Raw genomic sequence first — 26,722 nt, 5'->3', positions numbered from 1 at the left:
ATGAAGTTCGCGCACAGGTCAAAGGCAGTTCTCCGATCACGCGGCGCGAGGATCGCGGCTGTGCTCCTCGTGGCCGCCGTGGGTGCCTGGCTGGGCATCTTCCTCAGCGGCACCGTACGCGCCCAGGTGGGCCCGGTGGAGACAGGGATGTCACTCCGCCCGGCCTGGGACGGCGAGACGGTCGTGGACGCCAGCCCGCTCGGCACCCTCACCTTCCAGACCCACAGCGCCCCGCTCAGGCTGCGCATCACGCTCGAGAACATCGACCAGGAACGCGCCAAGTCCCTCCTGGAGGACCCGCGCATCGCCGACCGCCTGCCGGGCGTGATCGAGCAGGATCTCCTGGACGGCGTGCGCGCCCTCGTCATCCGCTCACTGCTCTGTGCGGGCGCCGGAGCCCTCATCGCGGTCCTCATGGTCTTCCGCCGCCCGAGAACGGCTCTCGTGGGCCTTCTGGCGGCCTCCGTGGCCCTCGCCGCCACCGGGGCCCTGGCGGCCCTCACGTTCCGTCCCAGCTCGCTCGTGGAGCCGCGCTACTCGGGCCTGGTCGCCGCCGCGCCGTCGCTCGTGGGCAGCGCGGAGTCGATCGTGACGCGGTTCGAGTCGTACCGCTCCCAGCTCACCAAGCTCGTGACGAACGTCTCGAAGCTGTACGACACGGTCTCGACCCTGCCGCTCTACGAGGCCAACCCCAAGACCATCCGCGTCCTGCACATCTCCGACATCCACCTCAACCCCATCGCCTGGAACGTCATCCGCTCACTCAAGGACCAGTTCGCCGTGGACCTGATCGTCGACACGGGCGACATCTCCGACCACGGCACGAAGGCGGAGAACAAGTTCGTCGACGAGATCCGCACCCTCCAGGTCCCGTACGTGTTCGTGCGCGGCAACCACGACTCGATGACCACCCAGAAGGCCGTCGAGAAGCAGAAGAACGCCGTCGTCCTGGACGACACCTCCCAGCAGGTCGCGGGCCTGACCATCTACGGCCTCGGCGACCCCCGCTTCACCCCGGACAAGTCCGTGACCGTCGACTCCGACCCGGCGGCGCTGGCCGAGTTCGGCCGCGCCCACCGGGCCAAGGTCGGCAAGGCGGACCTGATCGCGGTGCACGACGGGGAGGTCGGGAACGGCTTCTCCGGCGCGGCCCCCATGATCCTGGCCGGCCACACCCACGAGCGCCGCACGACCGTGTTCCCGACGGGCACCCGCATGCTCATCCAGGGCTCGACGGGCGGCGCGGGCCTGCGCGCCCTCGAACACGCCCAGCCCACGCCGGTGCAGGCCTCGGTCCTGTACTTCGACAGGGAGACCAGGCGCCTGCAGGCGTGGGACGACATCACGCTGGGCGGCCTGGGGGAGCAGTCGGTCTACATCCAGCGTCACGTGGAGCCCGACCCACAACGTATGATTTCCCCGGAGCCAACGACCGCCCCGTCGCCAACGGGAACGGCCACTGGCACCCCCGCCTCGCCGGCCGCCGGTCCGCCACTTTGGCATCAAGGGCAATCGTCCCCTATGCTTCAGAGGTCCCCGACGGAAGGCGACAGGGAAACCTAAGCCCCCATCGTCTAGCGGCCTAGGACACCGCCCTTTCAAGGCGGCGGCACGGGTTCGAATCCCGTTGGGGGCACCGCGAGCGCCTAGCGCACCCGCAAAACGGATGGTCGAAGGCCACCGAAGAGCTGGTAAGCTAAGCGAGCGCAAACAGAACGAAACGCAAGACACAAGGTCCTGTAGAGCAGTTTGGAGTGCTCGCCACCCTGTCAAGGTGGAGGTCGCGGGTTCAAGTCCCGTCAGGACCGCTCTGGGTCAGGTAGCTCAGTTGGTACGAGCGTCCGCCTGAAAAGCGGAAGGTCGGCAGTTCGACCCTGCCCCTGACCACCAGCATTGACTTACAAGAACGCCCCGGACGGATCATCGTTCGGGGCTTTTTGATCTCCGCTGACAGCAACAGTGACAGCAACGTCATGATGCAGGGGTGAGGATCGAGTCCGTGGATTCCAGTCGGCCGAAGTTCTTGCTGATCGATGGAGATGGACAGGTGCTGGGGGCTTGCCTCGATGCCGAGGGCGTCTTCGCCGAGCCGGCCGAGAGCGATGAGCCTGTGACGGTGGAAATCCTGGGCGTGCGCCTTCTGGGGGATTCCGGAAGGTGACGCCCCGGCGCGCTTCGACATCATCCGGACGATCCTCGAAGAACATCATGTGACTGTCGTGTTGAGGTGAGTGCCGGCCTGGGCGCTCCAACGGATCGGCCCTTCCTCCTGCCCACGCGGAGCATCCGGGCGACGTACGTCCGTAGGATCCGTGCATGACGGACGAGAACGAGCGTGCCGTGCAAGCAGCCGTCGACGGTGAGTTGCGGCTGCTCGATCCTGAGGTGCGTGCTTCCCCGGCCCTTGTCCGGGAGCTGCTGGATCCCGAGTTCACCGAAATCGGGGCCTCGGGACGCTGGTGGGACGCGGAGTCGATCCTGACGGTGATGAGTGCGGGAGAGGTGTCTCCCGAGTCGCCGGTCAAGGTCAGCGAGATGTCCGGGGTCGTGCTGGCTCCGGGGATCGTTCACCTGACGTACTTTGCTGACAACCAGGGGCGCCGGGCATGGCGGAGCTCTCTGTGGCGCCTCACGGAGACGGGCTGGCGCGTCTACTTTCACCAGGGCACACTGGCCGGCGACCTGAGCGAGATCAGCTGAGGGGAAGGCTCGGGCATACTTCCCTGATGAGGATGGATGACCCGACGTTACTGGGGTCGATCACGTGCCCGTCCGGGCGGCTGGTGGTCGCCGACACCAGCTTTCTGAACTGGTGGTCGGGGGACGCGCCTCCGGTGGTGGACGAGGCCATGCTCTCCCCGGTGGACGACCCGGCGTTGCGTGAGAGCATTCGCGCGTCGGCTGACCTGGCCGTGGCAGGCCCTGATGCCGAGCCTGCCGCCCGGTCCTTCGACCGCCAGCCGGGTACGTGGCTCTACGACATTCCCGGACATGGGGTCGAGCAACTGACCGGCATGTTCGCCGAGCACTGCCGGGCGCACGGCTTCGATGCCTGGCTGGAGCGTCTGGAGCCTCGGGTGGCCCATCGCGAGCGGGTCGAACGCGCGGTGCGGGCCGGCGGTTCGGACTTCATCATGAACGGGGTTCCCGTCGTGGCGGTCGGTGGTCTGCCCACCGATCGGGAGATCGCCGTGACGGCGACCTCCCGGGACTACGGGCGCATCGGCGTGCGATGGGAGTCGATCACGTTGAGAGTGGGCCAGGCGCGGCCCGCATCGACCAGGCTGCTGGGCCATGTCGGGGTGGACGCGAGCCGGCTCAGCCTTGTCGATGCCGACGGGTTGGCATCGTGGCGACATGAGGAGCCGATCGATGGCATGGCCGACGTCGCGTTCTGGGGACGGTCGGCGCGGGAGGCCGCTGCCGGCTTCGGCGCCCCGCTCCTGGCGAATGCCGGGGAGGAGGGCGTCTACGGCTGGGCGGACCTGCCTGCCGGCGAGGCGGCCGATCGTGCCGTCGCTCTGCAGGAATGGAAGCAGGCCGGCGCGGAACGGATGATCGCGGTCGACTTCCGGCCGCACTCCCACCACTGGCAGATCATGGCCAAGGTCAGAGCCGCGAAGCACGAGGCAGGGACGATCGAGGTCGGTGGCACCCGGACGATGTGCTTCATGACGAGCTGGGGCGATGGGCTGTACCCCGTCGCCGCCGACCACGACGCCGGCGGACACCTGGTGCAGATCCGGATCACGCTCGGCGACCCGGAGCGTCAAGCCAGGCTTGAGGCGATGTACGACCGGTTCGATCTGGACTGATCGCTGTCACGCGCGGTGCGGCCGGGGTGGAGCGCGGTGTGCCGGGCCGGCGTTCCCGTCGTGATGCCCCGCCGGTCGGGGAGCCGCCGCACCGCGCCGCGTTCCCCGGTGCCGAGCCGTTCGGTGAAGGCGGGGTCTCGGCGGTGACATGACGATGTGGCCGGCCGCGTCGAAGTACGGGGGCGAGGGATTTGAAAGAGGTGGAGCGGTGCCGGGGTGGGTAGGGGTGGCGGGCGTAGGGGATGCCTGCCTCGAGGAGGCCCGCATGGCCGGTACGGTCGCCGTCGTCACCGGAGCGGCGCGCGGGATCGGGCGTGGGATCGCCCTGGTGCTCGGCGAGGCCGGGGCGACCGTCTACGTCACCGACCGCGAGAGCCGCGAGCAGCGCCACTCCGAGCTGCCCGGCACGGTGGAGGACACCGCCGAGCAGGTGGGCGAGCGCGGCGGCACGGGCGTGCCCGTCCGGGTGGACCACGCCGACGACCGGGCGGTGGAGGCGCTGTTCGCCCGGGTGCGCGCCGAGCACGGCGGGCTGGACCTGCTGGTCGCGAACGCCTGCGCCGGCAACGCCCTGCCCTTTCGCGGCGGCCCGTTCTGGACGCTCCCGCTCGACCACTGGCACAACATGATCGACATCGGGGTACGCAGCCATCTCGTGTCAGCGTGGTACGGCGCGCCGCTGCTGATCGAGCGGGGCGGCCTGATCGTGCTCACCGGTTACGCCGACCCGGACGCCGAGGTGATCGCCGGGCACCTCTTCTACGACCTCGCCATGACGGGCGTCAGCCGCCTGGCCCGCTCGCTGGCCCACGACCTGCGCCCGCACGGGGTCACGGCGCTGGCCGTCTCGCCGGGGTTCACGCGTACGGAGGCGATCCTGGCGGAGCTCGGCGGGGACGTCACGGAGGGCGACAGCGTGGAGTTCCCCGGGCGGGCGGTGCGTGCCCTGCTGGAGGATCCCGAGGTGGGGCGGCACGCGGGGCGTACGCTGCCCGTCGCCGCGCTGGCCGAGGAGTACGGCTTCCCGAGGTGAGTGTCCATCCACCGTTCGGTGGATTCGCGGGTCAGCATCATCCCCCGCCGGTTGTGGCTGACAGGTCGATTCGGCGAGAGGGGCCTGAACAGCATGCTTGAGCCATGGCAATCATCGAGGTCACGGACCTGCGCAAGGCGTACGCGGGCCAGACGGTTCTGGACGGGGTGTCGTTCTCCGTGGAGGAGGGCGAGATCTTCGGCATCCTCGGCCCGAACGGCACCGGCAAGACCACCACCGTGGAGTGCGTGGAGGGCCTGCGCCGCCTCGACAGCGGGACGATCGAGGTGCTCGGCCTCGACCCGATCAGGGACGCGCGCGAGGTGCACGAGCTGATCGGGGTGCAGCTCCAGCAGACCCAGTTGCCAGAGAACCTGAAGGTGTGGGAGGCGCTCGACCTGTACGCCTCCTTCTACGCCCGGCCCCGTGACTGGCGGGAGCTGCTGGAGGAATGGGGGCTGGCGGACAAGCGGAACGCCAGGTTCGGCAAGCTGTCCGGCGGTCAGAAGCAGCGGCTGTTCATCGCGCTGGCGCTCGTGGGCAACCCGAGGGTGGCGTTCCTGGACGAGCTGACCACGGGGCTGGATCCGCAGGCCCGCCGGACGACCTGGGAGCTGATCAAGCGGATCAGGGCGAACGGGGTGACGGTGGTGCTGGTCAGCCACTTCATGGACGAGGTGGAGGAGCTGTGCGACCGCGTCGCGGTGCTCGACCGCGGCAGGGTCGTGGCGATGGACACGCCGTCGGGGCTGGTCGGCGGCGAGCACCAGATGCGGTTCACGGCGCAGGCGCAGGACCTGGGCGACCTGGCGGGGCTGCCAGGGGTGACCGGGGTGTCCAGGACGGGCAACCGCGTGATCGTCACGGGCAGGGGGGACTTCGCCACGGCCGTCACGGCGCACCTGGCCCGCCACCACGTGCTGGTCAGCGACCTGCGCATCGACAAACGCACGCTGGAAGACGCGTTCACCGCCCTGACCGGCCAGTCCTTCTGAGGAGATCGATCATGCTGAAGCTCGCCCTGGTGGAGACCAAGCTGCTCACCCGCGAACCGGGGGCGCTGTTCTCGCTGCTCATCCCGCTGTTCATCCTGGTGGTGTTCGGCAGCTCGATCCAGCCCGGAGACACCGTGCTGCTGCCGATGGCGCTGGCCATCGCCGTGGGGCTGGTGGGCCTGTACCTGCTTCCCACCACCCTGGCCACCTACCGCGAACGGGGCATCCTGCGCAGGCTGTCCATCACGCCGGTGCATCCGGGAAGCCTGCTGGTGGTGCAGTTGCTGCTCCAGCTCGTGCTGGTGGTGGCCGCGTGCGGGCTGCTGATGGCCGTCGCGGGCACGGTTCTGGGCGCGCACCTGCCCGCCCTGGTGTTCTCCGGCGTGCTGGCCTTCCTGCTCGGTACGGCGAGCATGTTCGCGATCGGCTCGCTGGTGGCGGCCCTGGCGCCGAACGGCAGGGCCGCCAACGGGTTCGGCGTCCTGTTGTACTTCCCGATGGCCTACCTCGCCGGGCTCATGCAGCCCGTGGATCAGATGCCGGATATGGTGGCGCTCGTAGGGACATTCACCCCTCTGGGTGCTTTCGTGGAGAGCCTCCGGGACGTCTGGGCGGGTAGTGCTCCCAGCCTCGTGACGCTGGGCGTGATGGCCGCCTACACCCTGGTCATCAGCCTCGCGGCAACCAAGTTCTTCCGCTGGGAGTGAAGGATGGTCGGTCGCCTCGACCGATGGGAGCGGCTGCTGGAGCGGCAGCTCGCGGCTGCGCCGTACGTGCTGCTGGTGATCTCCACGATCCTCTGCCTGCTCACCGGAGGCCGGCCGTGGCTCACGGCCGGCCTGGCCGTGCTCGCCGCCGCGTGGCTGTGGCTGGTGCCGCGGGGCGCGGTCTACGTGGCGGGGCTGGTCGTACTGATCGGCGCGCTCTGTACGCAGAGCGTGTGGTTCGCCAGCTTCTTCGGCTTCACCGGATACCTCCACTCCTGGCAGTACCTGAAGGGCAAGTGGCGGTTCGCCGGAGTGACCGGCACGGCGGCGATCAGCAGCGCGGCCTACAGCGGCGGCCTGCCGGAGCCCACGCCGTTCTCGATCCTCACCTTCCTGTTCTTCACCGGCGCCATCGTGGCGGGGGTCGGGCTGTTCAGCTTCGTCGGCGAGATCACGGCCGAGCGCAGCGCCGAGCGCAAGCGCATGGTGACCCGGCTGGAGCAGACCATGCGGGAGAACGCGGGCCTGCACGCCCAGCTCCTGGTCCAGGCCCGCGAGGCAGGCGTGCTCGACGAACGGCAGCGCATGGCGGCCGAGATCCACGACACCCTCGCCCAGGGACTGACGGGCATCATCACCCAGCTGCAGGCGGCGAAGCAGGGCCAGGACTGGCGTCACGTGGACCTCGCCGTACGGCTGGCGCGCGAGAGCCTGGCCGAGGCCCGGCGCTCCGTGAACGCGGTGGGCCCCGGCCAGCTGGAGGCGGCGCCACTGCCCGAGGCGCTCAAGGAGGTCGTCGACCGGTGGAACGAGCTCCACGGGACACCGGCCGAGTTCACCGTCACTGGTACGGTCCGACCCATGCATCCGGAGGTCGAGGAGACGCTGCTGCGCACCGCGCAGGAGGCGCTGGCCAACGTCGCCAAGCACGCGAACGCCTCCAGGGTCGGGCTGACCCTGTCGTACATGGAGGACCTGGTCACTCTCGACGTACGCGACGACGGCATCGGCTTCGACCCCAAGCTGACGGCGTTCGGCCTGACCGCGATGCGCAAGCGAGTGGACCGGCTGGCGGGCACGCTGGAGATCGAGTCCGAGGCCGGCGCGGGCACCGCGATCTCGGCGAGCCTCCCGGCGGTGGCCCGTGGCTGAGCCCCGGATCCGGCTGCTCATCGCCGACGACCATCCCATCGTCCGCGACGGCCTGCGCGGCATGTTCGCCGGTGACCCGGGCTTCGAGGTGCTCGGCGAGGCCGCCGACGGCGCGCAGGCCGTCGCGCTCGCGCAGGCGCTGCACCCCGACGTGATCCTCATGGACCTGCGCATGCCGGGCATGGACGGCGTCGCGGCCATCAAGGAGCTCGCCAGGCTGGGCAGCGCGGCCCGCGTGCTCGTCCTGACCACCTACGACACCGACCGCGACGTCATGCCCGCCATCGAGGCCGGCGCCACCGGCTACCTCCTCAAGGACACCGGCAGGGACGAGCTCGTCCGCGCCGTCCGCACGGCCGCGCGGGGCGAGGCCGTGCTCTCCCCGTCCGTCGCCACCCGCCTGCTCGGCCAGGTCCGCACCCCCGCCGACCCGCTGAGCGCCCGGGAGCTGGAGATCCTCCGGCTCATCGCCGACGGCGCGACCAACCGCGAGGCCGCCGCGCGGCTGTTCATCAGCGAGGCCACCGTCAAGAGTCACGTGCTGCACATCTACACCAAGCTGGGGGTCAACGACCGTGCGGCCGCCGTCGCCACGGCCTTCCGGCGCGGGCTGCTCACCGTGGAGAACGACTGACGGTGCGCCGTCATGGCGGGGGAGCGAGGCGGCGGCCGGCCCGGAGCACGCGGCGAAGCTTGTCCGCGTGCTCCGGAAGGTGCAAGGTCACCGAGTGGTGCAAACCGTGCCGTTCAGGGTGAAGACCGACGGCAGCACGTTGGGGCCGCTGTAGTTCCCCACGAACCCGACAGTGGTCGTGGCCCCCGTGGCGAGCGACGGGTTGGCGGCCTCGTTGACGGCCTTGACGTCCGAGCCGGACTGCGTCCAGACGGCGCTCCACCCGCTCCCGAAGCTCTGCCACGACCGGGGCCAGCTGAACGACAGGGTCCAGCCGTTGAGCGGCGCCCCGTGGTTGGTGATGTCGATGGAGCCGACGTAGCCGCTGGCCCAGTCCGTCTGGACGGTCAGCTTGACGGAGCAGGAGCTGGCGGCGGGGGTGCCGGTGGTGAAGGTGAGCGGGGGAGAGGGGTCGGAGGCGGCACCGCCGGAGTCCCTGGCGATCACGTTGATGGTGTAGCGGGTGCCGGGCTTGAGGTTGCGGACCGTGAACGTGGTGCCGGTGGCCTCGCCGAGCTGCTCGGTGATGGCGCCGTTCTGGCGGTGGAGCTCGTACTTGGCGATCGAGCGGGCGCCGGGCTCGGCGGCGGGCCAGGTGATCGTGGCGGTCCGGTCCGTGACGCCGGTGACGGCCGGCTGGCCGGGGGCGCCGGGGCGGCCCGGCTGCACGGCGGACGGCTTGAGCACGACGGTGGTCAGGGAGAGGGGCGGCAACGTCTGGGTGGTGGCGGTGCCGGACGACGACGTGGTGATGCCGGTGGCGCCGTTCGTGTGGGACAGGACGGTGGGCGCGCCGGCGGCGGGGGTGAAGCCGGAGTAGCCGAGCTCGACCGGGTACGCAGTGTCGGACGAGGTGTTGATCATCAGGACGGCCAGGTCGCCGTTCGGGCGGCGGGCCGCGTGCGCGGTGACCTTCGGCTGGTCCGTCGCGGCGCGGATGAAGCGGTCACCGGGGCGGGCGAACCTGCTCATCATCTGCAGCGCGTAGTACGGCGCGAAGGGGGTGTTCAGCGCCGGTTCGCAGACGCTGCCGTCGGAGGTGCACGCGCCGCTCGACAGCAGGCCGAAGTCGCCGTAGTCGGTGTGCCCCTCGACCTGGGTGACGGCGCCGATGCCGTTGTGCACGTTCCACCAGTCCACCGTGAACACGCCGTTGGCCAGCAGCGTCGCGTACGCGTCGGCGGCGGCCAGCGCGCCCGGCTGGGTGTTGGTGCCGTTGCTGCTGGAGCCGGTGTTGAACTCGGTCATCGCGATGCCGATCCGCTCCGAGCCCGGCCCGGCGTACCTGGCGATCTGCTCGCGGGTGAGCTGGATCATGTCGGGGATGTGGCCGGTCCTGTCGAGGGCCCCGGGGTACCAGTGCAGGATGACGAAGTCGATCTTCGATCCGGCGGCGGAGAGCACGACCTGGTTCCAGGAGCCGCTGTCGCCCTCGGCCACGATGGCGTCGGGCCAGTTCGCGGGCGTGGTCAGCACGGCACCGATCTTGATGGTGGGATCGACGGCCTTCATCGCGTCGGCGTAGGCGACGACGTGGCGGGCGTACTCGTTCGGGCTCTTGTCGGCGTGGTCGTCCGCCTCCCAGGCCGTGCCGTAGTGGCCGTTGCCGTAGTTCTCGTTGCCGATCTCCCAGTACTTGACGCCGTACCCCTTGGTGATGTTGGCGTGGCGCACCCAGGCGGCGGCCTCCTCGGCGGTGCCGGTGCCGTAGTTGGCGGTGACCATCGGCTGCGCCCCGGTACGGCGTACGCCGCGCATGAACGTGTCGAAGTCGGTGTTCGGGGCCACGTAACCGCCGGGGGCGGTGTGGTCGGCCCAGTGGTAGATGTCGGAGTAGGAGCCGCCGGGGTAGCGCAGCAGCTTCATGCCCGCGTCCTTGAGCAGGTCGGCGGTCTCGTTCGTGCCCAGGTTGGTGTCCCAGATCGCGTGGTTGGTGCCGAGGCCCGTCTCGGGGACGGTGGCGAGTGCGGCGCGGGCGTTCACCGTCACCTCGACGGCGTCGGGTTCGTCCGCGTACGCGGCGGGAGCGTTCAGGGCGGTCAGCGTCAGCAGGGCCGCCAACGCGGCTCGCAGGGGGACTTTCGGCATCGGCGCACCTCGTGCTGGATTGCGGGTATTCAGCTCGACGCCTCCTCCTGACCAGGAAGCACCATGATCATGGGCGGTGGCCGCACGGGCGTCAATCGACGCTGAAACTTTCACGCCGGGAGGCGGGAGGACGTCGCGCCCGCGGCACTCTTGATCGCTAGTGTCCGTGGGGGAGGTCATGAATGACGTTCGACCACAACGACCACTACCACCCCCGGCTCCTGCGCCTGGTGCCGGAGGGCGCCAGGTCGGCGCTGGACGTGGGCTGCGGCACCGGCAGGTTCGCGCGGCGGCTGGCTGGGCTGGGCCTCCAGGTGGACGCCGTGGACCCGGCCGCCGAGGCGATCGAGGCCGCGCCGCCCGCGCCCGGCGTGCGCTACCACCACGCCGACATCACCGGGATGGACCTGCCCGAGGGCCGCTACGACTACATCTCCTGCCTGGCGAGCATCCACCACGTGCCGTTCGGCACCGTCGCCAGGCTGCGGGACGCGCTGGCCCCCGGCGGCGTCCTGGCCATCCTCGGCTGCTACCCCGAGGTGAGCCGCACCGACTACGCCTGGAGCCTGGCCGCCGTCCCGGTCAACGCCGTCGCCAGGCTCGCGATGGCCGGCCGCGGCACGCCGAGCCCGGCCCCGGTCAAGCGTCCGGAGATGTCGCTGGCGGAGATCCGGCGGGAGGCGGCCGCCCTGCTGCCCGGGGCCACGATCCGCCGCCTGCTCTTCTGGCGCTACCTGCTCGCCTACCGGCGGAGGTGACGATGGAGCTGCTGCTGGCGCGGCTGCGCGCGGCGGGGTTCGAGGCCGAGTCCGTACGGGTCGCGCCCGGCGGCGTGGTGGCCTCGGCGGGCCTGGCGCGGCTGCGCGACGGGTCCCAGGTGTTCGCCAAGACGCTGCGTACCGCCGCCTCCGACCTGTTCGAGATCGAGGCGGCGGGGCTGCGCGCGCTGCGCGAGCTGGGCGGCGTCACGACCCCCGAGGTGCTGGCCGTGACGCCCGACCTGCTCGTGCTGGAGCCGCTGCCGCCGCGCCGCGACGACGACGAGCGGTTCTGGGAGGAGCTGGCGCTCGCGCTCGCCGGCCTGCACGCCGCCACGGCGGGCGAGCGGTTCGGCTGGCACCGGGACGGCTGGCTGGGCCGCCTGCGCCAGGACAACACCTGGGACGGCGATGGGCACGCCTGGTTCGCCCAGCGCCGGATCCTGCGCTGGCTGCCGGAGCCGCTGGTGGAGGCGGCGCTGGACCGCGAGGAGCGCCTGGCGCTCGAACGCCTCTGCGCGGCCCTGCCCGACCTGCTGCCGCCCGCGCCACCGGTGCTCACGCACGGCGACCTGTGGCGCGAGAACGTCCTCTCCGGCCCCGCCGGCGGCCCGGCGCTGATCGACCCGGCCGTCTCCTACAGCTGGGCGGAGGCGGACCTCAGCATGTTGTGGTGCTCGCCGCGCCCGCCGGCCGCCCGGCGTTTCTTCGAGGTGTACGCGGCCACCGCGTCCCTGCCGGCCGGCTGGCAGGAGCGCATGCGCTTCTACCACCTGCGGGAGCTGCTGAGCAGCATCGCCCACGACGACAACGCCAGGGAGTGCGCCGAGGAGGTGCGGGAGATCGTCGCTCCCTTCTAGTTGTACCGATACAGCCTCGTGGCCTTGCGCCGGCCGTGGTCGAACACCGAGGCCCGGTACATGCTGATGGACAGGTCGCCGTGCTCGGCCTTGCCGCAGGTGCCGACGCCGGCGAGCTGGTGGATCTCGTAGCGGGTGGTCGGGTCTCCGGCCACGAAGTACTCGGCGCGGGCCTGGTACTCGTCGGCGGCGGTGTCGCAGGCGTAGACGAACGTGCTGCGCTCGGCGAAGCAGATGGTCGCGGCGGCCTTCGTCGAGGTGCATGTCCTGGACTTGGCGCGGGCGCCGGCGGGGGTGGTGCGGGTGTCCCGCTTGACCGGATATTTCGCGATATTTTGGACGGTCTTCCAGCGGCCGTACTTGACCCGCCGGCCGCCCACGTACACGGCGGCGCGGAACGTCACGACCTTGCCGATCTCGCGGCTGCCGCGCACCTCGCCCTTGCGGCCCAGGTTGTGGATGACGTACTTGGTGCCGAGGTAGCCGTTCAGGTAGTACTCGACCGCGGGATGGCGGTGGTCGTCGGCCGTGTCCTCGATCGTGATGCCGGGGCGGTCGCTCCCGTCGGGGCCGACGCACGCCTCCGCGCCCTTGAGCCGTACGCACACCGGCTCGGCGGCGGCCGTGGACGTGGCGGCCGGTCCGGCCGCCGCCCGGGCCGGCTCCGCGGTGGCCACCGTCTGGGGTTTCTGGATCGCCGGGCGGGGCGGCGAGACCGTGGCCGCCGCCCCGTCGGTGCTGAACGCGGTGGCCACCATCACGGCCGCCGCGATGACTGTGCGACGTAATGCCACAACCTCACCAGCCTCACCTGTCACAGTGCTTTTGCCTGGGTGAGACGCGAGGAAGGCGATAAAGGTTCCGGATCGTTCAGCGGACGTTCAGAAAAGGCCCGGTGCCGGCGCGCCCCCGAGCGAGGACACCGGCACCGGGAAGCGCAGGGGTCAGGCCTGCCGCCTCTTCGGCGTGAGGCTGGCCAGCAGCAGGAGCAGCGCGCTCTGGGCGAGCATGCCGGGGGCGAGCGGCGGCGCCATCCCGACCGACTTCGTCAGGGCGTTCCACCACTGGGTGAGCGGCGAGTACGAGTCCCACTGCGGATCCATCGCCCCCATGCCGTGGTTGACCGACACGTGCATGAAGACGCCGTACACCGAGGCGAGCAGGACGATCGCCGCGAGCACGCGCACGACGGTGACCACCGGCCCCGCGTCGCGCAGGAGGAGCAGCACCAGCGCGACCACCTGCAAGGCCAGGGCCACCCAGGGGATGAGCTGCGCGGGGCTTCCCCAGTGGCGTTCGAAGGCGAGCTCCAGCGCGGCGCCCACGATGCCGATCGCGACCAGCGCCAGCAGGCCGAGCCTGAGCAGCGGGGTGCCCGGGGCGGCGAGCCGGCGCGAATGCCGCGCGGTCGTCTGAGGGGGAGTTGAGGTCATGTGCGGGACCACCGTCCGATGCGAGGGTCTCTTCCGAAGTCGCCTCAAACGTCTCCAGGCATCCTCAGAGGAATCTGGGCGAATTCTGAAGATCTGGTGAGAAGTCAGGCGCAGCGGCATCGCGAGGGGACGGCTGCATGACATCTGCACGACATCCGCACACGGGCCTGGTGGAGTGCGGGGGCCGCGCGCGGTGTGCTCGGAGGCAGACGTGCCACGAGGAGGGTGCCGCCGGTGGAGAACTGGATCGACCAGCCGATCACCGACCCGGCCGTTCCCCGGCGGGACGCGCGGCGTCTGACCGTCGCGCTGGCGCTCCTGCTCGGGCGGACCGATCCCGAGCCGCCGCGCTGGGTGCGGCGCATGTTCGGCTTCGGCGGCCTCTGCGCCGCCGTGTCGGGGGCCGCGCTCGGCCTGACGGCGGTCGAGGCCGGGCGCGGGAGCACGGGCCTGATCGCCATGATGGCCTTCCTCGCCGGGGTCCTGTTCGTCGGCGTCTCCCTGCCGAACCCGGCAGAGCGCCTGGCCCGCCAGTACGCCGGCCGGTACGTCATCCCCGCCGAGCTGGACGAACCCGCCCTCGACCTGCTGGCCAGGGCCAGGAGAGCGGTCCTGGACGTGACCGGCTCCCGCGTGCACCGCCGGGGCCTGCTCGACGCCATCGCCAACGACGTCGTGCTGCCCGAGCGCCTGTGGGAGATCGCCCGCCTGGTCCGCATCCACGCCGACCTGCGCGCCGAGCAGGCCCTGGCGCTGACCGAGGTGATCACCCCCGAGCTGACCGCCGTGCTCGGGCCCCAGCAGGAGGCGCTGCGCCGCTCGGTCGCGGCGGTCACGGAGCGGGTGTGGGAGCTGGAGGCGTACGCCTCCCGCGTCCGCTCGGCCGACTCCGCGTTACGGGCGAGCGAGCTGCAGCAGAGCAACGGCACGTACCTGGACCTGCTGGCGCAGACGGGCGACACGGAGGGCATGCGCGCCCTGAACGCCCAGGCGGACGCCCTGACCGGCATCCTGCGCGAGGCCGTCGCCGCCGGCCGGACCCTGTGATCGGTACGACCAGGCCTACGCCCACGGGGCCGTACCGATCAACGTCGAAACCCCTTCACATGTTGATCATGTGACCCGCGAGCCCGTGGACGGCCTCCTTGACGGCCTCCCCGAGCGTCGGGTGCGCGTGCACGTTGCGGGCCACCTCGTGCACCGTCAGGTCCCACTGCTGGGCCAGCGTCAGCTCGGGCAGCAGCTCGGTCACCTCGGGACCGATCAGGTGCGCGCCGAGCAGCTCGCCGTGCGTGTTGTCGCTGATGATCTTCACGAACCCGGCGGAGTCGCCGAGGCCGTGGGCCTTGCCGTTGGCCGTGAACGGGAACTTCGCCACCTTCACGTCATAGCCCAGGTCACGGGCCTGCGCCTCGGTGTAGCCGAAGCTGGCGACCTGCGGCTGGCAGTACGTGGCCCGCGGGATCATCACGAAGTCGAGCTCCATGGTCTCCGCGCCCGCGATCGTCTCGGCGGCGATGATGCCCATGGACTCGGCGGCGTGCGCCAGCATGAGCTTGGCCGTGACGTCGCCGATGGCGTAGATGTGCGGCACGTTCGTGCGCCCGCGCCCGTCGACCGCGATCGCGCCCCGCTCGGTCAGCGCCACGCCGGTCTTCTCCAGCCCGTAGCCGTCCACGCGCGGCTGGAACCCGATGGCCTGCAGCACCTTGTCGGCCTCCAGCACCTGCGTCTGGTCGCCGCGCGTGACGGTGACCTTGACGGCGGAGCCGGTGTCCTCGATGGAGTCGACGCGGGTGGAGGTCAGCACCTCGATGCCGAGCCGCTTGTACCGCTTGGCCAGCTCGGCCGACACCTCCTCGTCCTCCAGCGGCACGACCCGGTCGAGGAACTCGACGATGGTCACCTTGACGCCGTAGTTGTGCAGCACGTACGCGAACTCCACGCCGATCGCGCCGGCGCCCGCGATGATGATGCTGCCCGGCAGCTCCTCGGTGAGGATCTGCTCCTCGTACGTCACCACGCGCTCCGACAGCTGCGTGCCGGGGATCAGCCTGGTGGTCGCGCCGGCCGCGATGATGCAGTGGGAGAACGTGATCGTCTCGCCGTTCACCTGGAGCGTGTTGGCGTCGAGGAACGTGCCGCGCCCGTCGTACTCCGTGATGGCGTTCTTCTTCATCAGGTAATGAACGCCCTTGACCCGCCCGTCGGCCACCTTGCGGCTGCGCTGGAAGGCCGCGCCGTAGTCGAAGGTGACCTCGCCGCTGATGCCGAAGGTCTTGGCCTCGTTGTGGAAGATGTGGGCCAGCTCCGCGTTGCGCAGCAGCGCCTTGGACGGGATGCAGCCCACGTTCAGGCAGACGCCACCCCAGTACTTCTCCTCGACGACCGCGGTGCGCAGTCCGAGCTGGGCGGCGCGGACCGCGGCCGTGTAACCTCCAGGACCCGCGCCGAGAACGACGACGTCATAGTGAGTGCTCATGAGTCGGACCATACCGCTCGCCTGACTCTGCCCCTGACCTCAGACCTCCACCTTGTACGACAGAGTGAGCTCATCTGCGGGAACACCGCGGATTCCCCAGTTCGTCCTGGGCATCTCGATGATCGTGATCTCCACGTCTTCAGGGTCGAATCCCGACTTCTCGTAGATCTCCCGGATCAGTGCCCGCTTGGCGTCGTCGGTACGGCCCGTGAAGCACACCACCTCGATGATGAGATACCGCTCACTCCGCTGCGGGCAGATGAAGTCGTCCGCGTCGAGCAGCAGGAAACGGTGGAACCGCTTCTCCTCGGGCAATCCCCACGCGCTCACGAGGCACGACTGGAGGAGATCGGAGACCTCCCGCTGCCGCCCCGCCCACACGTCCCTGCGCCCGTAGACCTTCACCTGTGCCATGCAGGCCACTATAGAGGGCGTGATCCGCATACTCCTGGCCGACGACGAGGCCATGATCAGGGCAGGGGTCCGGGCGATCCTGCAGTCCGATCCCGAGCTGGAGGTCGTGGCCGAGGCCGGCGACGGCAGGCAGGCCGTCGATCTGGCCATCAGCCACCACCCCGACGTCGCGCTCCTCGACATCCGCATGCCACGGCTCGACGGGCTCGCCGCCGCGGCGGAGATGCGCAGGGCCGCGCCGGGCACGGCCGTGGTGATGCTGACCACGTTCGGCGAGGACGACTACATCGCCAAGGCCCTCGACGTCGGGGCCAGCGGCTTCCTGCTCAAGTCCGGCGACCCGCGCGAGCTCATCGCCGGGATCCACGCCGTCGCCGGCGGGGCCGCCTACCTGTCTCCGAAGGTCGCCCAGCGCGTCATCGCGCAGCTCGCCGGCGGCAGGATGGCCAGGGGCGCGCTGGCCCGCGACCGCATCGGGGCGCTCACCGACCGCGAGCGCGAGGTGCTCGCCCTGCTGGGGGCGGGCCTGTCCAACGCCGAGATCGCCCGCGAGCTGCACATCGTGGAGGGCACGGTGAAGGCGTACGTGAGCGCCATCCTCACCCGGCTCGACGTGCGCAACCGCGTACAGGCCGCGATCATCGCCCACGAGGCCGGCTTGGTAGCCTGACCCGTGATGTATCGCCTCGTGTTCTCGCAGGTCTTGCAGCGTCTCGACGCCGAGGCCGTGCACCGTTTCACTGTGAGCGCCCTCGCGCTCCTCGCCCGGCTGCCGCTGGTCAAGCGGCTGCTGCACCGGGCGCTCGCGCCGCACGACCCGGCCCTGCGCGTGACCGCCTTCGGCGTGCACTTCCCCGGGCCGCTCGGGCTGGCCGCCGGCTTCGACAAGGACGCCGCCTGCGCCGAGGCCGTCGCCGCGCTCGGCTTCGGCCACGTCGAGGTCGGCACCATCACCGCCCACGGCCAGCCCGGCAACCCGCGCCCCCGCCTGTTCCGGCTGGTGCGGCAGCACGCGGTGATCAACCGGATGGGCTTCAACAACGCCGGCGCCGTGGCCGCCGCCCGGAGGCTGCGCCGCACGCGCGGCGTGCCGGTCGTGATCGGGGTGAACATCGGCAAGACCAAGGTCGTCCCGGAGGCCGAGGCCACGGCCGACTACGTGGCCAGCGCCAGGCAGCTCGCCCCGCTGGCCGACTACCTCGTGGTCAACGTCAGCTCGCCCAACACGCCGGGGCTGCGCAACCTCCAGGCCGTCTCGCTCCTGCGGCCCCTGCTCACCGCCGTCAAGCAGGTGGCCGACGCCACGCCGCGCCGTACGCCGCTGCTCGTCAAGATCGCCCCCGACCTGGCGGACGAGGACGTCGACGCGGTCGCCGAGCTGGCCCTGGAGCTGGGGCTCGACGGCATCATCGCGACCAACACCACGATCAAGCACGGCGGCGAGACCGGCGGCCTGTCGGGCCGCCCGCTCAAGGCCCGCTCCCTGGAGGTGCTGCGCCGCCTGCGCGCCAAGGTCGGCGACCGCATCACCCTGGTGTCGGCGGGCGGCGTGGAGGACGTGGACGACGTCTGGGAGCGCATCCTGGCCGGCGCCACCCTGGTCCAGGGCTACACGGGCTGGATCTACGGCGGCCCCCTGTGGGCCGCGCACATCCACCGGCAGCTCCTGCGCCGCGTACGCCGCCACGGCCTCAAGTCGGTCACGGAGGCCATCGGCCGCACCGCATGAAGCCCCTATCGTAGGGACGGTGATCGAACCAGTTTCCCTCGCCGACGACGTCGTGCTCCGCCTCGCGACCGAGCGGGACGCCGAGGCCCTGAAGTCCGCCTACGTCCGCAACCGCGACCACCTGGCGCCCTGGGAGCCGCGCAGGCCGGACGAGTTCTTCACCGTGGAGGGCCAGGCCACGCGCCTGAAGGCCCTGCTGGAGCAGCAGGCCAGGGGCCAGGCGGTGGCGTGGGTGCTGGCCGACGGCGATCGCGTCGTGGGCCGCATGACGCTGAACGACATCGTCCGCGGCCCGTTCCTCAACGCCCACCTCGGCTACTGGATCGACTCCGAGTACCTGGGCCGCGGGCTGACCACGAAGGCCGTGCGCGAGGTGTGCGGGATGGCCGACCAGGAGATCGGCCTGCACAGGGTCGCGGCGGCCACGCTGCTGCACAACGAGGCGTCGCAGAGCGTGCTGCGCAAGTGCGGGTTCGAGCTGGTCGGCACCGCCCCGCGCTACCTGGAGATCGACGGCCGGTGGCAGGACCACCGGCTGTTCCAGCTCATCCTCAACGACCGCCCGGCCTTCTAGACGCCCGGCTAGATGCTCGGCCGCGTCGACTCCGCGTGGTGGGTCATGGCGTCGATGCGGGCCATCACCTCGGTGACGCGTACGCCGCTGGGCCGGTGCGGGCGGCGCCGCTGCCACGGGTGCGGCCCGTCCAGCGGGCGGTACTCGACCCCGAGCGCGTCCAGCCGCCCCAGGTGCTCGGCCAGGCGCCCGTCGAAGTCCGCTGAGGCCTCGCCCGACCAGGCCACCTCCGCCAGCGCGCAGGCGCGCGGCCACAGCCGGTAGTCCACCGTGCGGGCATCGGGCACCCGCTCGGTCCACAGCTGTGCCTGCACCCCCAGGACGCGCTCCCGCTCCTGCTGCGACCACTCGGTGGGCGCCGGCGCGAACGCCGCCACGTCCGCCACCGTGATCGCGTCGCCGATGGCCATCGGCTCGTCGGGGGAGGAGGCCTCGGCGTAGTCGAAGTACAGCGGGAACACCGGCGTCGCCACCACGTCGTGCCCGGCGGCGGCCGCCCGGCGGCCCACGTTCATGCCGCGCCACGGCATGACGATCGTGTCCTGCCGCAGCCCGCCGCTGACGAACGCCTCGTCCCACACCACGGCTCGCGCGCCGCGCTCGGCCAGCGCGTCGGCCAGCCGCCGCAGGAACCACGCCTGCAGGTCGTTGGCGGTCTCCAGCCCCAGCGACTCGCGGTAGGCGACGATCTCCGCCGACTGCGTCCAGTGGTCGAGCACGACCTCGTCGCCGCCGATGTGCACGTACGGGGTCTCGCCCAGCGCCCCCAGCAGCTCGTCGAAGATCGTGGTCAGGAACTCCACGGTCGGCGGCAGCGGCGACAGGATCGCGGGGGAGATGCCCCAGCGGTCGAGCACGTCGTGCCGCTCCCTGGTGGCCCCGAACTCCGGGTAGGCCGCCAGGATCGCCGACGCGTGCCCGGGCACGTCGATCTCGGGCACGATCGTGACGCAGCGCGAGCGGGCGTAGGCGGCCATCTCGGCCAGGTCGTCGAGCGTGTAGTAGCCGCCGTGCGGCAGGTCGTCGTAGGTCTCCGGCTCCCGGTAGTAGTTGGTCGCCGTGCGCGGCCGGTGCGAGGCGACCTCGTGCAGCAGCGGGTAGGCCCGGCTCTCCACCCGCCAGCCCTGGTCGTCCACCAGGTGCAGGTGCAGCCGGTTCAGCTTGTGCGCCGCCATCAGGTCGATCAGGCGCAGGACCTCCCGCTTGGGGAAGAAGTGCCGCGCCACGTCGAGGTGCAGCCCCCGCCACGTGAAATGCGGCGCGTCCTCGATCCGCACGCCCGGGACGGGCCACGAGCCGCCGCCGGAGAACCGGTAGGAGGCGTCGGGCAGCAACTGGTGCAGCGACTGCGCCGCGTAGAACGCGCCCGCCCGGCCGCCCGCCGCGATCTCCACGCCCCGGGAGCCGACCGTCAGCCGGTAGGCCTCCTCGCCCAGCTCCGGATCCCGCCGCACGTCGATCTCACCGGAGTCGCCAGGCAGCGGGTCGAGCCGGGCCAGCGCCGTGCGTACGGCGTCCACCAGGTCGCCGGACACCGTGGCGCCCGAGGTCAGCGTGTAGGAGGCGGAAAGATCACGAAGCAGCCGAGGACGAGGAATCATGCTTCCAGATAGTGCTGCAACCCGTTCGCGAGCGCCAGGGCGATCTTCTGCCGGAACTTCGGATCCTCGAACTTCGCCGCCTCGCCCGGATTGCGCATGTTGCCGCTCTCGAACAGGACCTTCGGCACCGTGGAGAGGTTGAGCCCCCCGATGTCATTGCGGTAGTCGAGCGCGTTCTTGCCGATGTAGTTGGAGTAGGGGATGCCCGTGCCCTTCCTGTACGCGTCGCGCACGGCGATCCCCAGCTTGCTGGAGGCGCCCACGACCTTGTCCACCGGCCCGTTGATCTTCTCGGGCATGATGACGTGGAAGCCACGGTGACGCGTGTTGTCGGAGCCGTCGGCGTGCACGGAGATCGCGGCGTCCGCCCTGGCCTTGTTGCCGATGGCGGCTCGCTCGGTGATGCAGGGCCCGACGCCGTTGTTGCTGGTCCTGGTCAGCTTCACGGTGGCGCCGCGGCGTTCGAGGATCTTCGTCATCCGCTGCGAGACGTCCCAGGTGAAGGCCGCCTCGCTGTAACCGCTGTTCGTGGCGGTGCCGGTGGTGTCGCATTCCTTCCACTTGGTCAGCACGTTGACCTTGCGGTTGATCTCGGCGGGATGGCGGTAGTTGGCGCCGTTGTGGCCGGGGTCGATGACGATGACCTTGCCTTCGAGCGGCTTGGCGTCCGGCGGCGCCTGCTTCGCGGGAGCGGAGGAGGGAGGGGACTGCGCCGCCGTGGTCGCGGGGGCGGCCTGACCTGCCGCGGCGCCACCGGATCCGGTGCCGCCACACGCGGAGGCGATCAGGCCGCAAACGGCGAGGACGGTGGCTGGTAGAGCACGCATGCCGTCCAACTTACGGCAGAGCGGGAGCTGCAGCCCGCCTTATGCCAAGCGTGGCGAGTCCCTACGAAGTCACCAGAAGCGCTGTCACCAGACGCGCTCGCCGACCTCCTGCCGTTCGAGCAGGGCGGCCAGCTCCCGCGCGTCCTCGGCGTCGAGCCCGAGGACGACGCGGGGGCGGCCCCACGGATGGTCCAGTGAGTGGGCGACGTAGCTGGCGACGGACTCCGCGCCGCCGTCGGCGCCCCGCCCCCTGCCCGCCCGCCACTGTCCCCAGGCGCGCTCGAGCTCCGCCGCCGCGCGCTGGGCACAGGACACCAGTTCCGGATCACGCATGACTGTTCCCCCGGATCAGACCGTGGCCGGACCGAATCCGGCCACACTTAGCATGACCCTGACGAGTAAACCGCCGTGTGGCCGCGCCGCCACACGGCTTGACCCAGCCTTGGGGCTTCCTTAGGCAGGTCCCGTGCTCCGTCGCACGATCAGCTCGGGGCGGACCTCGCGCAGGCGCGCGACCTTGGCGGGATCCCCGATCCGGTCGCTCAGCAGCGCCGCCGCCGACCTGCCCATGCTGCGGCGGGCCTGGTCGATCGAGGTCAGCGAGATGTGGTGGGAGGCCGACAGGTGCGTGTTGTCGTAGCCGACCACCGAGAGGTCCTGGGGCACGCGCAGGCCCAGCTCGCTCGCGGCGGAGAGCACGCCGAGCGCGACCACGTCGTTGGCGGCGAAGATCGCCGTGGGCCTGGGGTCGCGGGTCAGCAGCGCCGTCGCCGCCTGCCTGCCGCCCTCTTCGGTCGAGTCGGCGGCCTCGACCATGATGTACGGCGCCAGCGAGTGCCTGCGCATCGCCACGAGGTAGCCCTCGCAGCGCGACGATCGCCGGCCCTCGATGTGCGCGATTCTCTTGTGGCCGAGCTCGACCAGATGGTCGATGGCCAGGCGGGCGCCGAGCTGATCGTCGTCGACCACGATGTCGACGCCGTCGAGCTCGATGTCACGTTCCCCCACGACGACCGTGGGCGTGTACGCGGTGGCCTCGATCAGCGTCTCGCTGGTCGGCGGGATGCCGAGCAGGACCAGCCCGTCGACCCGCAGCTCGAGGAAGGCCTCCACGGCCTCGTCCTCGAACGCCGGGTCCCACTGGCTGTTCCCGATCAGCATGCGCAGCCCGTCGCCGTGCAGGCTCTCCTGCAGGCCGTCGAGGAACTCCGCGTAGAACGGGTTGTGCAGGTCGGCGACGAGCGCGCCCACCAGGTGGGTGCGGCCTTCGACCAGGCTCCGCGCCACCGCGTTCGGCCGGTAGCCGAGCTCGCGGGCGGCCTGCAGCACGGCCTGGCGCCGGTGCTCGCTCACGTGCGGGGATCCGCGCAGCACGAGTGAGACCAGCGATTTCGACACGCCGGCTCGTTCGGCGACGTTACGGATGGTAGGTCTGGGCCGAGGCAGTGCGTCTACCTCTCTTAGCTCAGGGATGGTTGAAGTGTTGACGGGCGGTCCTGACATGTGTCTCCCCCGCGATGCGGATATGGGCACCTGTCTGACCAAACGATCGAGTTAGCCGCAGGGTACGGCCTTCGTTACGGATTGGCTCAACCTCAGTGGCGAAAGCCGGATATTGACCGAAAGCTTCCACGTCAGCTATTGGGTACGGCGTCGGATACCGTACAGATGTGACACCCGGGAAGTCAGCCGAGACGGCACGGCCGGCGCGGCGCAGGCTCAGCGTGGACCGGCGTCGGGAAGAGCTCATGGCGGCGGCGCTGGAGTTGTTCAGCACCCGCGACGCGGAGGACGTCTCGATCGACGACGTGGCGTCGGCGGCGGGGGCTTCGCGGGCCCTGGTCTACCACTACTTCGGCGGCAAGCAGGAGCTCTACGTGGCCGCGCTGAGGAGCGCGGCGGAGCAGCTGGAGTCCCGGCTGCGGCCCCAGGGGGGCGGCAGGCCGCTCGACGAGCTGGCCTCCGGGCTGGAACGGTACTTCGACTTCGTCGAGGAGCACGCGGCGGGCTTCGCCGCGCTGCTGCGGGGCGGCCCCGCGAACAGGACCGGCGAGGTCGGCGAGATCGTCGACGGGGTGCGCAGGCGGCTCTTCCGCCTGATCCAGAAGCAGATGGGCGTCGAGGAGCCGAGCCCGGTGCTGCGCACGACGCTGCGGTCGTGGATCGCCTCCGTCGAGACGGCCGGCCTCGACTGGCTGGAGCATCGCGACCTCGAACGGCCGATGCTGGAGAAAATGCTGGTGGAGCACATGGTCGCGCTGCTCGGGGTCGCCGCCGTCCATGACGGCGACGTCGCCAGGCTGCTGGAGCGGCTGGCGTAAGGAGAAGCGAGGGCAGGGCGGCCGGGAAGAGTGGCGCCGGCGCGGGCGGCGCCAACCTCCCATCGTCACAGCGGTGGACCGGGCCAAGTGGTGACCTGGTCCACCCCCTTCAAACCCCCCTGAGGTCGTTACCGACCTCCCGCTACTCGGAGCGCTGCTGCGGAATCCCCGCGAGCAGCGCGCGAACCTCGGTCTCCCGGTAACGCCGATGACCGCCGAGGGTACGAATCGACGTCAACTTGCCCGCCTTGGCCCACCGCGTAACGGTCTTGGGGTCGACCCTGAACATGGTCGCGACCTCAGCGGGCGTGAGCAGTGGCTCGGCCTCGGGTGTACGAGCTGACATTTGTGCGGCCTCTCCTCCGTGTGGACCGGCGTAGCGATCCTGTGACTGCCTTTGCGCGTGTCACGGATGTCCCCCTATGGCGCAGAGCGTGCGGCTTTTCTGAGCCATATGCGGCATCACCCGATGTGACCATACCGCCACGCAGAGCGATTGGCGAGCCCTTCTTTGACCCAACTGCCCGCCCCCGTGGCCATGTCACGCTCGGTGATTCTAGCGACACGGTTCGTGGTATCGCAGTGAAAACGGCAAACTACTCAGTTCGCAGAAGAGAGCAGCCGCGAGACGTGACCTACTCATGCAGGTCAGACGGCCGTATTGGGGCTCAGTTGGCAGATTCCAGCAGTTGCATTGACTTCCACCGCAGGATGACCCTCTGGTACATGGCGTAGGCAAGTTCTTCTTGACCCGTGTCCAGGCCCGTCAGAGCTGCGGAAAGCTCCGCGACGGACTGGTCCGCCTGCAGCGCGTCGTCGTCCATGAGGTGGACGAGCCCGCCGTAGTCGAGCTCCACCAGCGAGTGGGGGTGGAACTCCTCCAGCCACCGCGCGACGTCCTCCACGTCGAAGTTGGCCGCGACGTCGCCCAGGTGCCTGCGCAGCACGCTGAGCGCCCGTGCCGTGCGCCTCCTGGCCTGGGCCATGGAGGTGACGTAGATCAGGTTACGCCCCGTAGTGGTGGTCACGTCCTGTCCCGGGTTGGCGGAGCCGAGCACCAGCCAGCGCTCGTTCCCATCAAACGGCACGAACCACGATGGCGGCACGTGCCACGCCGTGGTGCGGATGTGCGTGCGCAACGCGTCGGAGCCGGCCTGCCGCTTGTAGCGGTCGAAGTCGTCGGCCGTCTGCTCGGCGATCGCCTTGGGCACGAGATGATCCATCAGTTTCACGGGAGTGGTGCCACGAAGCCGTGAGAACGCCAGCCACGAGCGCAAACGGGTTTGCCAGGGACAGACATAGAGCCGGTCCTCAACGCGCCGGAGATAGGCGTTGGGGCTCTCCTGGGCGGGAACGGGTTGAGGGGGCATGCCGAGCAGGCGCATGACGGACTCGCCGTGCTCCGCATTGAGCGCGTTCGCGCGTCGCGGGCGGTCACGTGAGTCGGCATAGTCGGCCCACACCTTGCGCTCGGACTCGGCGAACGCGGTCAGTGGCTCATAGACACGGAGGTAGGCGGCATAGGGCAGCACGGAGGCATCGTGTCACGAAGCGAACCTGCGTGCACCGTCGAGGCTTACTACTCTGTGAAGCGATCTCCGCCGCGACGGTGCGGCGGACCGGACAGGGAGTCACTACCGTGACCGACGTCTTCGGAGCGTCTCACAAAGACGTTCACGAGCAGGTCGTCTTCTGCGCCGACGAGCAGAGCGGCCTGCGTGCCATCATCGCCATCCACAACACGGCGCTGGGCCCGGCCCTGGGTGGCACGAGGTTCTATCCCTACGAGAGCGAGTCCGCGGCCCTGGCCGACGTGCTCAACCTGGCCAAGGGCATGGCGTACAAGAACGCGCTGGCCGGCCTCGACCTGGGCGGGGGCAAGGCCGTGATCATCGGCGACCCGGCCCGCGACAAGAGCGAGGCGCTGCTTCGCGCGTACGGCAGGTTCGTCCAGTCGCTCGGCGGCCGCTACATCACCGCCTGCGACGTGGGCACCTACAGCGAGGACATGGACATCGTGGCCCGCGAGTCCCGCTTCGTGACCGGCCGCACGCGGGCCCACGGCGGGGCGGGCGACTCCTCGATCCTCACGGCGTTCGGCGTGTTCCAGGGCATGCGGGCCTCGGCCGAGCGGGTCTACGGCACGCCGTCCCTGCACGGCAGGCGGGTGGGCGTCGAGGGGGTCGGCAAGGTGGGCCACCGCCTGGTCGAGCTCCTGCGCGAGGACGGCGCCGAGGTCGTGGTCTGCGACGTCGACCCCAAGGCGGTCGAGCGGGTGCGGGTGCGTCACCCGGAGGTGGACGTGGTGGCCGACGCGCGCACGCTGATGACCGCCGACATCGACGTCTTCGCCCCGTGCGCGCTGGGCGGTGCGCTCGACGACGACACGGTGGCTACGCTGCGCGCGAAAATCGTCTGCGGCGCGGCCAACAACCAGCTCGCCCACCCCGGCGTGGAGAAGCAACTCGCCGAGCGCGGCATCCTGTACGCGCCCGACTACGTGGTCAATTCCGGCGGGGTGATCCAGGTCGCCGACGAGATCGAGGGCTTCGACATGGAACGGGCCAGGTCGAAGGCTGCCCAGATCTACGACACGACTCTGAAGATCTTCGGAATCGCGGCCGATGAGGGCGTTCCACCCGCGGTCGCAGCGGATAGGCTGGCCGAGCGCAGAATGTCGGAAGTCGGGCGTATTCGGGCCATTTGGCTAGGCCACTGACGCCCCGCGCCCATACGGCGTACCGAGCTGGGCACAAAACAGGTACGGTAATAGGCGAACGATAGGCTGACGCCCGTAGTCAGGCGGCGTCAGTGTGTGGTGCGTTAGCGACGAGGGGTCGGGGACGACCCCACACGAGGGGGTCGAGCCAATGGGGCGCGGCCGAGCAAAGGCCAAGCAGGTCAAGGTTGCTCGCCAGCTGAAGTACAACAGCGGTGGCACGGATCTTGACCGTCTTCGCGACGAACTCGGGGTCGGAGACCCCAGCCGCAATGACGACGCCGACGACCTCAACGATGAGCTGGCGGATCGCTATGCCGATTACGCCGATGACTATGGCGCCGGAGACGACGACGATGGCCGTACGTCCGGCCGTCGGTAGCCGTTCTCCTGAGTGATGTGGCCGAGGCCCGGCGGCGCAGGTGCCGGGATCCTCGCTCACGTTCGTCGGGCCCCACGGGCAACCGTGGGGCTTCGTCACGTGTGTCGGAAAAGCAGCAACAGGACGCACCACGATCGCCTCTGTGATGCGTCCTGTTCC

The 26,722-nt window shown here is 70.4% G+C and carries 29 protein-coding genes and 3 tRNA genes; 21 read left to right on the top strand and 11 right to left on the bottom strand.

All coding sequences use genetic code 11. The features are described 5' to 3' along the window. Positions 1–60 precede the first annotated feature (60 nt). The 12 genes from AB0I79_RS55725 (at position 61) to AB0I79_RS55670 (ending at position 8,336) form a co-directional block, all read left to right on the top strand. Entirely contained in the window at positions 61–1,563 is a 1,503-nt protein-coding gene (locus AB0I79_RS55725) for a metallophosphoesterase (RefSeq protein WP_357892843.1), read from the top strand. Further along, positions 1,564–1,636, top strand: a tRNA-Glu gene (locus AB0I79_RS55720). It abuts the gene before it with no gap. Between the two features lie 97 nt (positions 1,637–1,733). Continuing rightward, positions 1,734–1,808, top strand: a tRNA-Asp gene (locus tag AB0I79_RS55715). 5 nt (positions 1,809–1,813) lie between these two features. Then, positions 1,814–1,890, top strand: a tRNA-Phe gene (locus AB0I79_RS55710). Positions 1,891–1,984: 94 nt separating this feature from the next. Then, complete coding sequence (locus AB0I79_RS55705; RefSeq protein WP_357892841.1) at positions 1,985–2,161, top strand: hypothetical protein; 177 nt, start codon at positions 1,985–1,987, stop codon at positions 2,159–2,161. Positions 2,162–2,316: 155 nt separating this feature from the next. Then, a complete protein-coding gene (locus AB0I79_RS55700; protein ID WP_357892839.1) occupies positions 2,317–2,700 on the top strand; it encodes a DUF4440 domain-containing protein in 384 nt (127 codons plus the stop codon). A gap of 26 nt (positions 2,701–2,726) precedes the next feature. After that, entirely contained in the window at positions 2,727–3,815 is a 1,089-nt protein-coding gene (locus AB0I79_RS55695; RefSeq protein WP_357892837.1) for a hypothetical protein, read from the top strand. A gap of 265 nt (positions 3,816–4,080) precedes the next feature. Next, entirely contained in the window at positions 4,081–4,848 is a 768-nt protein-coding gene (locus tag AB0I79_RS55690) for an SDR family oxidoreductase (protein WP_357892835.1), read from the top strand. Between the two features lie 104 nt (positions 4,849–4,952). Next, a complete protein-coding gene (locus AB0I79_RS55685; RefSeq protein ID WP_357892833.1) occupies positions 4,953–5,843 on the top strand; it encodes an ABC transporter ATP-binding protein in 891 nt (296 codons plus the stop codon). Positions 5,844–5,854: 11 nt separating this feature from the next. Further along, complete coding sequence (locus AB0I79_RS55680; protein ID WP_357892831.1) at positions 5,855–6,550, top strand: ABC transporter permease; 696 nt, start codon at positions 5,855–5,857, stop codon at positions 6,548–6,550. A gap of 3 nt (positions 6,551–6,553) precedes the next feature. After that, positions 6,554–7,702, top strand: a complete 1,149-nt coding sequence (locus AB0I79_RS55675; RefSeq protein WP_357892829.1) for a sensor histidine kinase — start codon at positions 6,554–6,556, stop codon at positions 7,700–7,702. Further along, complete coding sequence (locus AB0I79_RS55670) at positions 7,695–8,336, top strand: response regulator transcription factor (RefSeq protein WP_357892827.1); 642 nt, start codon at positions 7,695–7,697, stop codon at positions 8,334–8,336. Before AB0I79_RS55675 ends, AB0I79_RS55670 begins: the two co-directional genes overlap by 8 nt. Positions 8,337–8,423: 87 nt before the next feature. Here AB0I79_RS55670 and AB0I79_RS55665 read toward each other — a convergent pair whose 3' ends face one another. After that, positions 8,424–10,463 carry a cellulose binding domain-containing protein gene (locus AB0I79_RS55665; RefSeq protein ID WP_357892825.1) on the bottom strand — a complete coding sequence of 680 codons (2,040 nt, stop codon included), beginning with the start codon at positions 10,461–10,463 and terminating at the stop codon, positions 8,424–8,426. Positions 10,464–10,645: 182 nt separating this feature from the next. Here AB0I79_RS55665 and AB0I79_RS55660 point away from each other — a divergent pair, with 182 nt between their 5' ends. Then, a complete protein-coding gene (locus tag AB0I79_RS55660) occupies positions 10,646–11,221 on the top strand; it encodes a class I SAM-dependent methyltransferase (protein ID WP_357892823.1) in 576 nt (191 codons plus the stop codon). A gap of 2 nt (positions 11,222–11,223) precedes the next feature. Next, positions 11,224–12,081 (top strand): fructosamine kinase family protein, encoded by an 858-nt coding sequence (locus tag AB0I79_RS55655; RefSeq protein WP_357892821.1) that lies wholly within the window; start codon positions 11,224–11,226, stop codon positions 12,079–12,081. Here the strand turns inward: AB0I79_RS55655 and AB0I79_RS55650 are convergent. Together AB0I79_RS55650 and AB0I79_RS55645 are read right to left on the bottom strand one after the other, a co-directional pair. Next, positions 12,078–12,875: a hypothetical protein gene (locus AB0I79_RS55650; RefSeq protein ID WP_357892819.1), complete on the bottom strand. Its 798-nt coding sequence runs from the start codon at positions 12,873–12,875 to the stop codon at positions 12,078–12,080. The genes AB0I79_RS55655 and AB0I79_RS55650 overlap by 4 nt on opposite strands. Positions 12,876–13,025: 150 nt before the next feature. Further along, positions 13,026–13,514 (bottom strand): hypothetical protein, encoded by a 489-nt coding sequence (locus AB0I79_RS55645; protein WP_357892817.1) that lies wholly within the window; start codon positions 13,512–13,514, stop codon positions 13,026–13,028. 234 nt (positions 13,515–13,748) lie between these two features. On the opposite strand from AB0I79_RS55645, the gene AB0I79_RS55640 reads away from it, so the two are divergent. Further along, positions 13,749–14,561, top strand: coding sequence for a hypothetical protein (locus AB0I79_RS55640; RefSeq protein WP_357892815.1), 813 nt, complete (start codon positions 13,749–13,751; stop codon positions 14,559–14,561). Between the two features lie 55 nt (positions 14,562–14,616). Here AB0I79_RS55640 and lpdA read toward each other — a convergent pair whose 3' ends face one another. Continuing rightward, on the bottom strand, positions 14,617–15,996 hold the full coding sequence (gene lpdA / locus AB0I79_RS55635) for a dihydrolipoyl dehydrogenase (RefSeq protein WP_357892813.1): 1,380 nt from the start codon (positions 15,994–15,996) through the stop codon (positions 14,617–14,619). A 39-nt stretch (positions 15,997–16,035) separates the two neighbouring features. Continuing rightward, complete coding sequence (locus tag AB0I79_RS55630) at positions 16,036–16,410, bottom strand: tautomerase family protein (protein ID WP_357892811.1); 375 nt, start codon at positions 16,408–16,410, stop codon at positions 16,036–16,038. 19 nt (positions 16,411–16,429) lie between these two features. Here AB0I79_RS55630 and AB0I79_RS55625 point away from each other — a divergent pair, with 19 nt between their 5' ends. Genes AB0I79_RS55625 through AB0I79_RS55615 form a run of 3 tightly spaced genes read left to right on the top strand, consistent with a single transcriptional unit; the run spans position 16,430 to position 18,713 of the window. Then, positions 16,430–17,080, top strand: a complete 651-nt coding sequence (locus AB0I79_RS55625; RefSeq protein ID WP_357892809.1) for a response regulator transcription factor — start codon at positions 16,430–16,432, stop codon at positions 17,078–17,080. 6 nt (positions 17,081–17,086) lie between these two features. After that, positions 17,087–18,139: a quinone-dependent dihydroorotate dehydrogenase gene (locus tag AB0I79_RS55620; protein ID WP_357892807.1), complete on the top strand. Its 1,053-nt coding sequence runs from the start codon at positions 17,087–17,089 to the stop codon at positions 18,137–18,139. A 19-nt stretch (positions 18,140–18,158) separates the two neighbouring features. Next, positions 18,159–18,713 carry a GNAT family N-acetyltransferase gene (locus AB0I79_RS55615; RefSeq protein WP_357892805.1) on the top strand — a complete coding sequence of 185 codons (555 nt, stop codon included), beginning with the start codon at positions 18,159–18,161 and terminating at the stop codon, positions 18,711–18,713. 8 nt (positions 18,714–18,721) lie between these two features. Here AB0I79_RS55615 and AB0I79_RS55610 read toward each other — a convergent pair whose 3' ends face one another. The 4 genes from AB0I79_RS55610 to AB0I79_RS55595 all read right to left on the bottom strand — a co-directional run bounded on the left by AB0I79_RS55610 (position 18,722) and on the right by AB0I79_RS55595 (position 22,566). Beyond that, complete coding sequence (locus AB0I79_RS55610; protein WP_357892803.1) at positions 18,722–20,314, bottom strand: beta-N-acetylhexosaminidase; 1,593 nt, start codon at positions 20,312–20,314, stop codon at positions 18,722–18,724. After that, positions 20,311–21,141, bottom strand: a complete 831-nt coding sequence (locus AB0I79_RS55605; RefSeq protein ID WP_357892801.1) for an N-acetylmuramoyl-L-alanine amidase — start codon at positions 21,139–21,141, stop codon at positions 20,311–20,313. Before AB0I79_RS55605 ends, AB0I79_RS55610 begins: the two co-directional genes overlap by 4 nt. 84 nt (positions 21,142–21,225) lie before the next feature. Then, a complete protein-coding gene (locus tag AB0I79_RS55600) occupies positions 21,226–21,474 on the bottom strand; it encodes a hypothetical protein (RefSeq protein WP_253755782.1) in 249 nt (82 codons plus the stop codon). Between the two features lie 120 nt (positions 21,475–21,594). Further along, complete coding sequence (locus AB0I79_RS55595) at positions 21,595–22,566, bottom strand: LacI family DNA-binding transcriptional regulator (protein WP_357892865.1); 972 nt, start codon at positions 22,564–22,566, stop codon at positions 21,595–21,597. Between the two features lie 245 nt (positions 22,567–22,811). Here AB0I79_RS55595 and AB0I79_RS55590 point away from each other — a divergent pair, with 245 nt between their 5' ends. Then, positions 22,812–23,462, top strand: coding sequence for a TetR/AcrR family transcriptional regulator (locus tag AB0I79_RS55590; protein WP_357892799.1), 651 nt, complete (start codon positions 22,812–22,814; stop codon positions 23,460–23,462). Between the two features lie 142 nt (positions 23,463–23,604). Here the strand turns inward: AB0I79_RS55590 and bldC are convergent, their stop codons facing one another. Further along, complete coding sequence (gene bldC / locus AB0I79_RS55585; protein ID WP_013133571.1) at positions 23,605–23,808, bottom strand: developmental transcriptional regulator BldC; 204 nt, start codon at positions 23,806–23,808, stop codon at positions 23,605–23,607. A 322-nt stretch (positions 23,809–24,130) separates the two neighbouring features. Then, positions 24,131–24,994 (bottom strand): hypothetical protein, encoded by an 864-nt coding sequence (locus AB0I79_RS55580; protein ID WP_253755787.1) that lies wholly within the window; start codon positions 24,992–24,994, stop codon positions 24,131–24,133. Between the two features lie 107 nt (positions 24,995–25,101). Between AB0I79_RS55580 and AB0I79_RS55575 the strand changes: the two genes are divergently transcribed. Next, entirely contained in the window at positions 25,102–26,181 is a 1,080-nt protein-coding gene (locus AB0I79_RS55575; RefSeq protein WP_357892796.1) for a Glu/Leu/Phe/Val dehydrogenase dimerization domain-containing protein, read from the top strand. Positions 26,182–26,332: 151 nt separating this feature from the next. Beyond that, positions 26,333–26,563, top strand: coding sequence for a DUF3073 domain-containing protein (locus AB0I79_RS55570; protein ID WP_357892794.1), 231 nt, complete (start codon positions 26,333–26,335; stop codon positions 26,561–26,563). Positions 26,564–26,722 lie beyond the last annotated feature (159 nt).

The organism is Nonomuraea sp. NPDC050202 (assembly GCF_040656115.1).
Taxonomy (GTDB): Bacteria; Actinomycetota; Actinomycetes; order Streptosporangiales; family Streptosporangiaceae; genus Nonomuraea.
Note: the sequence above shows the minus strand (reverse complement) of the source record. Positions and strands in the feature narration are given on the sequence as shown.